This window comes from Streptomyces sp. CBMA156, assembly GCF_014596515.1.
Lineage (GTDB): Bacteria > Actinomycetota > Actinomycetes > Streptomycetales > Streptomycetaceae > Kitasatospora.
The window spans coordinates 19,220-31,218 of sequence record NZ_MSJQ01000279.1 but is presented as its reverse complement, the minus strand read 5'-3'; the positions used below and the strand labels follow the sequence as shown (position 1 = coordinate 31,218).

The 11,999-nt window shown below is 74.8% G+C and carries 9 protein-coding genes; 2 read left to right on the top strand and 7 right to left on the bottom strand.

Translation table 11 applies throughout. The features are described from left to right. The coding region (locus BU198_RS23800; RefSeq protein WP_223244849.1) for an HAD-IC family P-type ATPase at window positions 1–605 on the top strand (605 nt) is incomplete at its 5' end. Between the two features lie 67 nt (window positions 606–672). On the opposite strand, the gene BU198_RS23795 is transcribed toward BU198_RS23800, so the two are convergent. Further along, window positions 673–1,962 carry a M20 family metallopeptidase gene (locus BU198_RS23795; protein WP_188298904.1) on the bottom strand — a complete coding sequence of 430 codons (1,290 nt, stop codon included), beginning with the start codon at window positions 1,960–1,962 and terminating at the stop codon, window positions 673–675. 138 nt (window positions 1,963–2,100) lie between these two features. Here BU198_RS23795 and BU198_RS23790 point away from each other — a divergent pair, with 138 nt between their 5' ends. Next, entirely contained in the window at window positions 2,101–2,418 is a 318-nt protein-coding gene (locus BU198_RS23790) for a hypothetical protein (protein ID WP_188298903.1), read from the top strand. Between the two features lie 72 nt (window positions 2,419–2,490). On the opposite strand, the gene BU198_RS23785 is transcribed toward BU198_RS23790, so the two are convergent. From BU198_RS23785 to BU198_RS23760, 6 genes are all read right to left on the bottom strand, one after another. Beyond that, window positions 2,491–3,408, bottom strand: a complete 918-nt coding sequence (locus tag BU198_RS23785; RefSeq protein WP_188298902.1) for a phosphotransferase family protein — start codon at window positions 3,406–3,408, stop codon at window positions 2,491–2,493. Further along, complete coding sequence (locus BU198_RS23780; RefSeq protein ID WP_188298901.1) at window positions 3,405–4,154, bottom strand: HAD family hydrolase; 750 nt, start codon at window positions 4,152–4,154, stop codon at window positions 3,405–3,407. Before BU198_RS23780 ends, BU198_RS23785 begins: the two co-directional genes overlap by 4 nt. Then, window positions 4,151–5,260, bottom strand: coding sequence for a hypothetical protein (locus tag BU198_RS23775; RefSeq protein ID WP_188298900.1), 1,110 nt, complete (start codon window positions 5,258–5,260; stop codon window positions 4,151–4,153). Before BU198_RS23775 ends, BU198_RS23780 begins: the two co-directional genes overlap by 4 nt. 29 nt (window positions 5,261–5,289) lie before the next feature. Beyond that, complete coding sequence (locus BU198_RS23770) at window positions 5,290–6,558, bottom strand: MFS transporter (RefSeq protein ID WP_188298899.1); 1,269 nt, start codon at window positions 6,556–6,558, stop codon at window positions 5,290–5,292. Continuing rightward, a complete protein-coding gene (locus BU198_RS23765; protein ID WP_188298898.1) occupies window positions 6,555–9,257 on the bottom strand; it encodes a lantibiotic dehydratase in 2,703 nt (900 codons plus the stop codon). The genes BU198_RS23770 and BU198_RS23765 overlap by 4 nt, the downstream gene beginning before the upstream one ends. A 168-nt stretch (window positions 9,258–9,425) precedes the next feature. Continuing rightward, window positions 9,426–11,975 (bottom strand): lantibiotic dehydratase, encoded by a 2,550-nt coding sequence (locus tag BU198_RS23760; RefSeq protein ID WP_188298897.1) that lies wholly within the window; start codon window positions 11,973–11,975, stop codon window positions 9,426–9,428. Between the last annotated feature and the right edge of the window lie 24 nt (window positions 11,976–11,999).

The window sequence follows — 11,999 nt, the reverse complement described above, 5'->3', positions numbered from 1 at the left end:
CCGCCGTCCTGGTCGAGGCGGACGGCGTCCCGGTCGGCGTGCTCGGCATCGCCGACCGGCTGCGCCCGGACGCCGCCGCCACCGTCACCGCGCTGACCGGACTGACCGGCCGCACGCCCCTGCTGCTCACCGGCGACAACCCCCGCGCCGCCGCCCACCTGGCCGCCGAGGTCGGCATCGCCGACGTCCGGGCCGGGCTGCTGCCGCAGGACAAGGTCGCCGCCGTCCGGGAGCAGGAGGCGGCCGGGCGCAAGGTGCTGGTGGTCGGTGACGGCGTCAACGACGCGCCCGCGCTGGCCGCCGCCCACGCCGGCATCGCGATGGGCCGGGCCGGCTCCGACCTGGCCCTGGAGACCGCCGACGCGGTGATCGTCCGCGACGAACTCGCCACCGTCCCGGCCGTGGTGGCGCTCTCCCGGCGGGCGAGGTCGTTCGTGGTGCAGAACCTGGTGATCGCCTCGGCGTTCATCACCGTCCTGGTGGTCTGGGACCTGGTCGCCACCCTCCCGCTGCCGCTGGGCGTGCTCGGCCACGAGGGCTCGACCGTCATCGTCGGCCTCAACGGCCTGCGGCTGCTGCGCGAGGCCGCCTGGACCAAGACCTGACCGGAACCGGGCCCCGTGCGGGGTGGCCGTCCGCCCGCACCGGGAGGACGGCCACCCCGCTCCCGTCTCACCGGCCGGGAGCGATCCTCCCGCTCAGGTGGTCCCAGGCGACGTTGCAGTGCAGCCGGACGCCCGTCGCCAGGGCCGAATCGTCGAGGTAGAAGCGCGGATTGTGGTTGGGGACCAGCCCGCGCCCGCCGGGGGTGGGCACGATGCGCCCGTCGTCGGTCAGCGTGCTGTCCTGGGCGCCGAGCATCACGTACACGCCGCCGTACCTGTTGACGAACTCCGAGACGTCGTCGTACCCGAGGGTCGGCGGTGACTCGAACGCCCGGCCGGCGCCGACGACGCGCTCGACGGTCGGCAGGACCGCGTCGATCCACTCCCTGCGGTTGTGGACGGCGGGCACGTCCTGGAGGTACTCGACCGCGGCGGTGCAGTGGTAGGCGGCGGCGGTGTGCTCCGCCATCGTGGCGAGCCGCTTACGGACGTCGCCCATGTCCTCCTCCACCGCGCACCGGATCGTGCCCCACAGCGTGATCGTCCCGGGCACGATGTTGAAGCGGCCGACGTCCTCCACGTGGCCGATGGTGACGGTGACCGGGTCGTACGCGGAGACCTGCCGGTACAGCTGCCCGATCCCGACCATGATCGCGCCCGCGGCGGGCACCGGGTCGACGCCCATCCACGGGGTGGAGCCGTGCACCTGCTCGCCCGTCAGCACGATCCTGACCAGGCAGGACGCGCCGAACTGGTTGCCGACCCGGTAACCGACGTGTCCGGTGGGCAGCGGGCCGAGGTGCATGCCGAACGCCATCGTCGGCACCGGGTCGTCGCACGCGCCCTGCGCGATCATCTCCCTCGCCCCCGACGTCTCGCCGACCGGAGCGCCCTCCTCGGCGGGCTGGAAGACGAACAGCACCGTGCCGGGCAGCCGCTCGCGGACGCCGGCGAGCACCGTGGCGGCCCCCATCAGCATCGCGGTGTGCCCGTCGTGGCCGCAGGCGTGCGAGACCGGGAACGGGCCGCCGGGGTAGTCCTCGTCCACGACCGTGGAGGCGAAGCTCTCGCCGCTGTCCTCCTTGACCGGAAGCGCGTCGATGTCGGCGCGCAGGGCCACGACGCGGTCGCCGGGCGCGCCACCCCGGAGGAGCCCGACCACGCCGTGTCCGGAGATGCCGGTACGGACCTCGTCGAGGTCCAGTTCCGTCAGGTGAGCCGCGATCAGCTTCGCGGTGTCGGCCTCCCGGTTGGACAGCTCCGGATTCCGGTGGAGGTGGTGGCGCCACTCGACGACCCGGGGCCCGACGGCCTCGGCCAGCTCGTCGAGGTCGGCGTGGATCCGGTCGTCGCTCATGATCCTCACTCCTTCGAAGGCCCGTCCGCTGCGCTACGAACGCTAGGGCGCCCGGTGTCGACCTACTGTCCCTGCTGGGCCATTCGGATGATGTAACGGATCACCACGGGCGCCGTCTCGGGTGGGAGGATGCACGCCATGAGTGGACAGGTGATTCCGGTCGGGGAATGGGGCCCCGCCGACCGCAGCGGTGGGCCGCTGGACGAGGTTCTCGACGGCGCCCGGCGGCTGCTCCCCGGCCTCGGGGTCGAGCGGTTGCGCGTGACGCGTCCGGGCGATGACGACAACGTGTACTTCCTCGGCGTCGGCTCCCGGGCCGGGCGGGTCCAGATCGATTCCGGCGGGCACGGGCAGCCGCCGTTCGTCGTGGAGGGTGCCGGCCGTACCAGCACCGCCGATCCGGCGGAGGCCCTGGCCGCCGTCTGCCGGGAGTTCGGGGTCCACGGCGGTTCGTAGCGGACACCGCGGCGACCGGACCGCCGTCCCCGGGCAGGGGGCGGCGGTCCGGTCCTGTGCGCCGGGGCGGGATCAGCCCCTGAGCAGCTCCAGCAGGTGGCGGGAGCGGGCGACCAGGTCGGCGGCGCGGGCCGGGTCGGGCGCCACCGAGTGGAAGACCAGGGCCAGCATCACGGTGGTGTCGAGCCGGTGCAGCAGGGCCGCCCGGGAGTGCAGGTCGGGCAGGTCGGCGGAGTCGGCGTAGCCGGCCAGGATGCCGTCCGCGTCGATGCCGTTGTCCGCCAGCCTGGCGTACTCGGCGACCCGGGCCAGTTCCATCAGGACGGGGCCGACCAGGGCGTTGGACCAGTCGACGACAGCGCTGAGCCGGCCCCCGCTGCCGAGCAGGTTCTGCCGGCGGACGTCCAGGTGCAGCAGGCGCGGGTCGTCAGGTTCGGCTTCGAGGACCGCGCGGATCTCCCCGGGACCGGGAAGTCCGGGCAGGTCGGCGGCGAGGTCGCGCAGGTGCGCGTGCCGGGTCGTCAGCCGCCTGGTGAGGAAGGACGGGAAGTCCCCCGGCTCCTGGTAGGCGAGCTTGACGGTCGGCGGCTCCAGCCGGTGGAGAGCGGCCAGGAAGGCCCCGACCTCCTTCGGGGCGACGGGCAGCCCGTCGTGCTCCACGTAGCCCGCGAGGGAGACGACCAGACCGTCCCCCAGGGTGATCAGTTCGAGCGCGGGCGCGGCGGGAAGGCCCCGGGCGGTGAGGAGCCGGGCGATCTCGTGCTCCTGGCGCACCAGGTCGCCGGCGTCGACCTCGCCGTAGGGCGCGGAGTAGACCCGGTGCCGGGGGATGCGCAGGGCGACCTCGCCGTGGGTGGCGCAGCGGGCGCGGTGGACGGCGAAGTCCACGCCCTCCCCGGCGAGGCCGAGGAGTTCGAGCCCCCGCTCCTCGGCCACCCGGACGGCCACCCGACGGGTGTCCAGCTCTCCGTGCTGGGAGTCGGTCGTCACTGGACGGTCCTTCCTGCGGGGATCGGGAGCCGGGCGGCGAGGGCGGCGAAGCCGTCCAGGGTGGTGACGCGCGGTCCGGTGAAGTCGGGGAAGCGAGCGTAGCGGTCGAGCAGGACGGGGTGCAGACCCGCCCCCCGGGCTCCCTCGACGTCGATGACGACCGAGTCGCCGACGAAGACGCACTCCTGCGGCGGGCGGCCGAGGCGCTCGCAGGCGAGGGCGAAGATCCCGGGGCCGGGCTTCTCCAGGCCGACCTCGCTGCTGATGACGACGGTGTCGAAGAGCCCGGAGAGGCCGGTGCCGTCGAGGATGTCGCGCAGCCACCGGTCGAAGTTGGAGACCAGGGCGAGCCGGTGGCCGGCCGCGCGCAGCGCCCGCAGGCAGGGCACGGCGTCGGGGTAGGCGCGGTACCGGGCCGGGTCGAGGATGTGCCGGGCCGCGCGGTCGGCCGCCTCGGCCGAGTCGCTTCCCCCGGCCCTGCGCAGGGCCTCGCGGCAGAACCGGCTCCACATGGCGTGCCGCCGTCCGGGGTCGGGTTCGTCGTCGGGCCAGTCCCCTTCGGAGCCGATGGCCCACAGCGCCTGGCGGACGGCCGCCGGGTCGGGGGCGCCGGCGGCGCCGAGCCAGGCGGTGGTGAGCAGCTCGGGTATCGCGGGCGCGAGTTCGACGAGGGTGTCGGCGGCGTCGAACAGGACGGCGGGAAGAACAGCGGGGGTGGCGGGGCCGGGCGTCGGCTCGGGAGTCATCGCAGTTCCTCGTCGGTGATCAGCATGGTGCACAGGCCGCCCCGGGTGGCCTCGGCGGCGCTGCGGGCCGCCGCGGCGTCCGGCCGGTTCAGGACGAGGGTCTTCTCCGAACCGGAGAAGTAGTCGCTCATCAGCACGGCGGTGGCCGGACGTCCGCTCAACCGGGCGGCCCGCAGGGCGAGTTCGACGTCACCCTTGTACATCTCGACCAGCACGCAGGTGATGCCGGCGGCGAGGTAGCAGGTGAGTTCGCCGAGGAACTGCTCGGCCGGGAGCTTGTGCCGGCTGTGCAGGCCGGAGAAGTAGGCGAAGGAGCGCCCGAACGGGTCGGTGCGGAAGCGGTCGGCGTTGCGGGAGGCGGCGAGCAGGCCGATCGGCACGCCGGGGGTCACCTCGATCTCCCGGTTGGTGACGGGCAGGCCGTCCAGGACGTCGTAGGTGTCCGGGTTCCCCTCGATGAGCAGGCCGACCCGGTCGACGCCCTTCTCGTGGAGGCCGCGCAGCGCGTCGTCCACGTGGTGGATGTTGGCGTCGAAGTCGCCGAACTCGTACGGGAGGACGTGCGCGGTCAGCCGGTCGTGGTCCGGCAGCAGCGGGAAGGTGTTGGCGTACGTCCAGTCCGACATGACGATGTCCTCGACGTCCTCCAGGGCCCGGACGGCGTCACGGGTGTCGGTGACGGTCCAGGGGCCGACGCCGATGGCCCGGACGGTCTGGACGGAACCCTGGGGCCTCGGGCGACATCGTTCCAGCCGGCGTTCGATGGCGGTCCTCCTGCGGGCGAGGAACGCGTCGGGCATCACGAAGGACACCCCGGCCGGGCCGGCCCCGGGCGGTGCCTCCAGCAGGGCGGACTCGGTGGCCGCGGCGGCGAACCCGGCCAGCCCCCACCGGTCCCCGACGAAGGCGACCGGACGGCCCCAGCCGAGGGCGCCGAGCGAGGCGGTCAGGTCCTGCTCGAATCCGCGGGGCCGCAGCGCGACGAACCCGCCCGACACCGGGGAGACGGGATGGCGCTCCCCGCCGGCGGTCACGACGGTCCGGTTCCTGACCGCGGCGGCGGCGCGGAACACCGCCATGCCGACCAGGGCGGCCTCATTCTCCACAAGGATCACAACTGTCCCTTCATCGCGGGTCATCGCAGGTCATCGCAGGACTGGGAATTCGACGATCGGTCGTCGGCGGGCGCGGCCGGGGTGGCCCGGGCGAGCCGGGCCTCGGCCAGCAGGGCGGGGACGACGAGCACTAGGGCGGCCACCGCCAGGAGGCTGCCGGCGAGGAACGCGGCGCGGGTGCCCCAGAGGTCGGCGAGCAGGCCGTAGAGGGCGGCGCCGAGCGGCATCGTGCCCCAGGCGAAGAGCCGGTAGACGCCGATGGAGCGCCCCAACAGCTCCTCGGGTACCAGGGATTGGCGTACGGAGACGGCCACCACGTTCCAGACCATGATGGCGGCCCCTGAGCCGAAGTTGGCGGCGCCGACGACCCACGGGCTGGTGGTGGCCGCGATGGCGGGGCCGCAGGCGGTGACCACCGCGAGGGCGCCGGCGAGCGCGCGGGCGCGGCCCAGCCGGCGGGTGATCCGGTCGGCGACCGCGCCGCCCAGCACGCCGCCGAGCGCCGAGGCGGCGACGAACAGGCCGTAGCTGGACGCGGGGGCGTGCAGCACCTCCCTGATCAGCAGCACGAAGATCGCGATCTGCCCGAGGTAGACGGCGTTGACGAGTCCCGCGGCGAGCGTGAGCGCCCGCATCAGGCGGTCGCGGGCGACGAAGGCGATGCCCTCGGCGATCTCCTGGCGCAGCTTGCGGGGGGCGTCGGGACGGCTCGACCGGCTGGCCGGAAGGCCGCTGAGGAAGCCGGCGGACAGCAGGAACGAGACGGCGTTGACCAGCAGCGGTACGAACTGGCCGAGCCCGAAGAGCCAGCCGCCGAGGACGTGCCCGACCATGTCCCGGCTGAGCGTCTGGGAGGTGAACAGCCGCCCGTTCGCGGCCGGCAGGCGTTCGGCCGTCACCAGCGCGGGCAGCACGGCGAACGACGCGCAGTCGAACAGGACCTCGCCGATGCCGAGCGTCAGCGCGACCGCGACCAGGGGCCACAGGTGCAGCGCGTCGCTCAGCAGCAGGAGCACGGCGACGGCGAGCGCGCCGGCCCGCAGCAGGTCGGCCGCGACCATCAGCGCCCGCCGGTCCCAGCGGTCCGCGAGGGCGCCGGCCGGGAGGCTGAGCAGCAGCCAGGGCAGGGTGGAGGCGGCCGTCACCAGGCTCACCGCGAACGGGGAGTCGAGCAGGGCGGCGGCGAGCAGCGGCAGGGCCGAGAAGCGCACGCCGTCGCCCAGCGCGGAGACGGTCGAGGCCGTGAGCAGCCGCCGGTAGGCGGTCTCGCTCCCCGGGGGCCGGCTCATGCCGGTTGCCCGTCGGCTGCCCCGGCACCGCTCGCGGCGGAGGCCGCCGCGGGCCCGGCGAACACGGCGTAGCGCAGCTCGCTGGTGTACGAGGCCCCGTTCACCCGCAGCCAGCGCTGCTCGGCGGTCGGCAGCAGCTCGGAGATCACCACCGTCCCCTCGACCCCGCGCACCAGCCGGAAGAACTGCCGGACGATCAGGGGGGCGTCCCAGTCCACGTAGACGGGCTTGGGCTGGCCGGGCAGCTTCGCGAACACCCGGCGGGGCCACCCGTACCGGGCCCGCAGCCGGCAGACGGTGAGGTACTCGGCCGCGTCGTCGGCCTTCACCGGGCTGCCGGTGGGTGACCAGCCGCGCAGCTCGGAGGCGGGCACCCGCCACAGCTCGCGTTGCAGGACGGTGCGCCCGTGGCGGATCCGCGGCACGTGCGGGAGCCCGTCGAGTTCCAGGCCGTTGCCGCCGTGCAGCCGGGGGAACGCGAAGGGCGCCAGCGGGTCGTCCATGAGGGTGTAGCCGCCGGCCGGGGGAGCGAGCAGTCGCAGCCGTCCGGGCCGGCCCTCGGCGCGCAGCTCCAGCCGGTCGCCGTCGAGCACCAGGTGGAGGTCCGAGGGGTGCAGGACGTCGGCGCGGTCCTTCGGCGAGCGGCCGAGGATCTCCAGATCCGGGCCGGGGAAGCGCTGCTGGGAGGCGGTCTTGTCCTGGTGGCCGCGCAGCACGTCCACCAGGAGTTCGTCCTCGTCCACCAGGGTCCGGTAGTGGGCGTACACCTCCTCGGCGAGCCGGGGGGAGCGCTCGGCGGCCTGGACGGACATGCTGCTGTGCGTCAGCAGGTCCCGGCCGGCGTGCAACTCTCCGACGACGACCTGGAGTTCGCCTGCCGCCAGGGCCTCGGGCCCGCTCGCGGCGAGCAGTACGTCCGGGTTGCAGAAGGCGGCGGGCTCGCGGGGGAGCACGGCCCTGAGTTCGCGGACGGCCCGGTCGGGGACGACCACCTCGCGGGCCCCGGGACCGGCGGCGCCGAGCAGGTGGCCGGCCACGGTGGCCCGCAGCCGGTCCACCTCGACGGTCACCTCGGCGCAGCGCAGGGCGAGTCGCTCGCGGTCCTCGACGAACGCGCGGTAGAAGTCGGCCAGCGGCACGGGCCGGTCCGGGCCGAAGCGGTCGCGGAACCAGCGGGTGAGGAGGCCGGTCTCCAGCCGCAGCCGCAGGCGGGGGGCCGCGAGGGCGATCTCGTAGACGAACGCCAGCTCCTCGCTGAGGACGTCGGCGAGCCCGGAGCCGATCCGCAGGCCGTCGAGCTCGCCGTGGGCCTCCTCCCACACCACGCTGCGGTCGGCGTAGTGGTGGCCGCCGAAGCGGTTCGCCGGGCCGGCGGTGAGCTCCTCGAAGCGGGCCTTGAGGGCGGCGAGCGCGGCCGGCCGCTCGGGGTACGGGGCCTCGGTGAAGGCGGCGACGGCGGTCTCCAGGCCGGTTATCCACTCCATCGCGGGGTGGTCCCCGGCGCCGGCGGCGAGGAGCTGTCCGCGCAGTGCGACGAGCGGCCGCGGGTCGCCGACGGGCACCTCGGGCCACGCGGTGACCAGGCCGCGGTCGGCGAGGTCCGCCAGCGCCTTGTCGAACCCGGAGCCGTCGTCGGTGGAGCAGCCGGAGGGCCCGAACCGCGCGTTCCACTCGGCGGCCAGTTCCTCGGCCGTACGGACGCCGTCACAGTGGCGCAGCAGCCACTCCTGCGGCGGATCGACGGCGAACCCGCCGATCCGGTCGAACCGCCAGTCGACGCCCGGGGCCGCCTCCACCCCGCACGAGTAGAGGTCGACGACTCCTCGGTCGCCGTCGCCCCGGCCGGGATCGGCGCCGCCCGGGCCGAGGAGGGCGAGCGGCAGCCGCCGGGGCCGGACGAGTCCGCGCAGCGCGGGGTCCTCGCCGAGCTTCCTGGCCAGCCGGGCCGCCGCCCAGTGACTGACGTAGGCGCGGCGCCGGACGGCGGATCCGCTCGTCCAGTCGAGCATCCCCTCGCCGCCGACCCGGGCGACGTTCAGCGGCCCGAAGTGCGAGTGGGTCTCGTTCTTCATGGTGACGCGCTGGAGGTACATCGTCAGCAGGTCGGTCATCTTCTGGGCGTGGGCGCGCCGGCGCCCGGTCACCGTGGGGTCGAAGGCGTCCAGCCAGGCGAGGAACTGGGGCGCGGCGGCGTCGTTCGACAGCAGCAGGACGTCCCTGAGCCGCTCGTCGGCGAAGGCCCCGGCGACGGCCAGCCGGCCCGCCCACAGTCGCTCCGCGTGGGCCTCGGTGAACTCCCGGCAGCTGCGCCGCAGTTCCGTGACGGCCTCCTGGAAGGCGGCCAACGGGCCGCTGCGGGGGCCGAGTTCGCGCAGCGCCGCCGCCAGGTCGGGCTCGGTCAGCGGCCGCAGCATGCCGGTCGAGTTGCCGATCGCGTTGACGACGGGCCCGCTGAGGGCCACCGGGGAGCGCTTCAGCTCCTCCTTGGCCGCGGCCGCCGACTCCAGCAGCGCGGTGTGCCGGTCGAGCAGGGCACGGGCCTGGGCGTCGGCGCCCTCGTCGACCAGGCCGGAGAGCAGTTCGAGCGGGAACCCGGCCTGGCGGACGAGCGCGGTCGGCGTCAGTGACCACCGTGGTGAACTCGGGGCTGGGAGGGAACCGGGCCGGGCCAGCGGGTCCGGGCTGTCCGTGGTCGCCATCAGGGGAACCTCTCGGCTCGTGGGAGGGTGGGGAGCCCGTGCGGGCAGAGCACACCGACCGGCCGCAGGTCCGCCGACGGGCGGGTGCGAACGGGTACGGAGATGCGGGGAAAGGGGCAGGGGGAGGCGCGGGTCGGCGGGTGGACCGGACCGCGGCAGGGCTCCGGACTACGCGGGCGGCGCGTCCGTCCGGGAGAAGACCGTGCAGCGCAGCTCGCTGGTGTGGCGGCGCCCGGCCACGTCGAGCCAGAGCTCGTCGGGCCCGGGCAGCATCTCGCTGAACTCCAGCGCCCCCTCGGTCCCCTTGGCGAGCCGGACGAGCTGACGCACCAGGAGCGGCGCCTCCCAGTCCAGGAAGACCGGCTTGGGCTCACCGGGGATCTTCACGAAGCAGTGCCGGGGCAGCCCGAGCCGCTCGCGCAGCCGTACGGCCCCCAGGTGCGCCGCCGCGTCCGCGGCCACCGGGTGGCCGCCGGGCGACCACGGGCGCAGCTCGGCCACGGGCACCCGCCAGCTCTCGCGCCGCAGGACCACCCGGCCGCAGCGGATCCGCGGCACGTGCGCCAGGTCGTCGGTGCGGATGCCGATCCCGCCGAAGTGGCGCGGGAAGGCGAACACCGACAGCGGATCGTGCCGGATGCCGGGCCCGCCGGCGAAGGGGGACTTGAGGCGCAGCCGGCCGGAGACCCCGCCGGCGCGCAGTTCGAGGCGCTCGGGCGTCACCGTGATCGACAGCTGCGCGGGCTGGACGACCCGGTCGCGCGGCTTGCCGGAGCGTCCGTGCACCTCGACGTCCAGGCAGGGGTAGCCGAGCTGGGCACCGGTCTTGTCGAGGTGGGCGCGGGCCAGGTCGACGATGACCTCGTCGGGGTCCAGCAGGTCCTGGTAGCGCTGTTGCGCCTCGGCCACGATGCCGTCGGCGCGGGCGGCCAGCAGCGGGGCGAGGCTGGAGTGGGTCAGCGGGTCGCGCAGCGCGTGGCAGTCGCCGACCACGGCCGTGAAGTCCCCGTCGGCCAGGGCCCGGAGATCCCGCGCGGCGAGCATCACGTCGGGGCTGCACAGGGCCGGCACGTCACCGGAGTGCCGGGCGATCAGCTCTTCGAGGCGCGCCCGGTCGGCCTGCACCTCGCGCAGGTCCTGCTGCCCGTCCGGGAGCAGGACCTGCCTCAGCTCGCTTTCCACGGCGGCGATCTCGGCGTCCACCTCGGCGCAGGCGGCCTCCAGCTCCGGGCGGTCGGCGAAGAACGCCTGGTAGAAGTGGTGCAGTGGGACGTCCGCGCCGAGGCCGAAGCGGCGCTGCGCCCACTGCGTCAGGATCGCGCGCTCGCGCCGCATCCGCAGGCGCGGGGCGAGCAGGACGAGGCCGTAGACGGGCGTCAGCTCGCCGGTGACGAAGCCGGTGAGGCCGGGGCCGACGGTCAGGTCGCGCTGGGGGCCGTGGGCCTCCTCGTAGAAGAGGGAGCGGTCGGCGTAGTGGGTGCCGCCGGGCCGTTCGGCGGCGCCGCCGGTGAGCGTCTCGAAGTCGGACCTGAGCGAGGCGAGGAGGGCGGGCCGGTCGGCGGCCGCGGCGCGCGGGAACTCCGCGAGGAACCGGTCGAAGCGGTCCAGGGCCGCGCCGAGGTCGCTCGCCTCGCCGCCGGCCTCCGCGACCAGCTCGCGAAGCGTCTCCAGGGGTCGGACGGCGCCGATCGGGATCTCCGCCACCGTCACCAGCCAGCCGTCCGCCGTGGCCCTGCGCAGTGCCTCGTCGAGTTCGGTGCCGGGGCGCGCGGTGTCCGCCGCCCAGTCCCGGTGGAGTTCGCCGACGGTGCGCCGGGCGTCGCAGTGGCGCCAGAGCCAGTCGGCCGCCTCGTCCACGGGGGAGCTGCCGACGACCACGAAGCGCCAGTCGCCGGGCATGCCGGTCCGGGTGCGGAAGGCGAACAGGTCGATCCGGTCGCCGTCCCGGAAGGCCAGCGGGCGCAGCCGGGGGCGGACGTGGCCGCGCAGCCGCGGGTCGGCGCTGAAGGTCTCCGCGAGGCGTTCGGCCGCCCAGTGGCTGAAGAAGGCGACGCGCTCGATCGGGGTGTCCGTCCAGTCGAGGCCGTCGCCCGCGCCCCGGTCGCCGGCCCCGGCCGCAGCCCCGGTCGCGAGGGAGGCCACGCTGACCGGCCCGAAGTGGGAGGTGGTCTCGTTCTTGGAGGCGACCCGTTGCAGGTACATGGTGAGCAGGTCGGTCATCCGGCGGGCGGTGCGGTCCGCCATCGCGCCGTCCCGGTCCAGCCAGGCCTCGAAGCGCGGGTAGTGGGCCTCGTTGGAGAGCAGGAGCACCTGCCGCAGCGCGGGGTCCTCGCGGAACAGCCGGGCGACGTGGTGCCGGGAGTCCTCCAGCGCTGACGCGTGCCGCTGTTCCAGGGCGGAGACGCTTCTCTTCAGGGCCAGTACCGCGTCCTGGTACTCCGTCAGCGGCGCGGCGACGTCCGCGGGCAGTCCGGCGGTGTCCTCCTCGGTGAGGTCGCGCAGCAGGCCGAGCCGGGACAGCGCGCGCTGCCGGCCGCTCACGTCGCCCTGGCGCAGCGTCTTCGCCAGTCGATCGGCCAGTCCGGTGGCGCGGCCGGTCGCGTCCCGGATCGCCGAGAGTTCGGCGGCGAGGTCGTGTGCCAGCGGATCCAGCGTGTCCAGTGCGAAGCCAGCCTGTCGCAGGAGCCCGTGGCTCATCGCGGTCCAGGTTTCAGCCATGACTCATCCCCCATTGCGCACGGA

Bases quoted from the DNA above. Each gene is read 5' to 3' on its own strand.
- BU198_RS23795 (WP_188298904.1), bottom strand. From the start codon at position 1,962: ATGAGCGACGACCGGATCCACGCCGACCTCGACGAGCTGGCCGAGGCC.
- BU198_RS23790 (WP_188298903.1), top strand. From the start codon at position 2,101: ATGAGTGGACAGGTGATTCCGGTCGGGGAATGGGGCCCCGCCGACCGC.
- BU198_RS23780 (WP_188298901.1), bottom strand. From the start codon at position 4,154: ATGACTCCCGAGCCGACGCCCGGCCCCGCCACCCCCGCTGTTCTTCCC.
- BU198_RS23770 (WP_188298899.1), bottom strand. From the start codon at position 6,558: ATGAGCCGGCCCCCGGGGAGCGAGACCGCCTACCGGCGGCTGCTCACG.
- BU198_RS23765 (WP_188298898.1), bottom strand. From the start codon at position 9,257: ATGGCGACCACGGACAGCCCGGACCCGCTGGCCCGGCCCGGTTCCCTC.
- BU198_RS23760 (WP_188298897.1), bottom strand. From the start codon at position 11,975: ATGGCTGAAACCTGGACCGCGATGAGCCACGGGCTCCTGCGACAGGCT.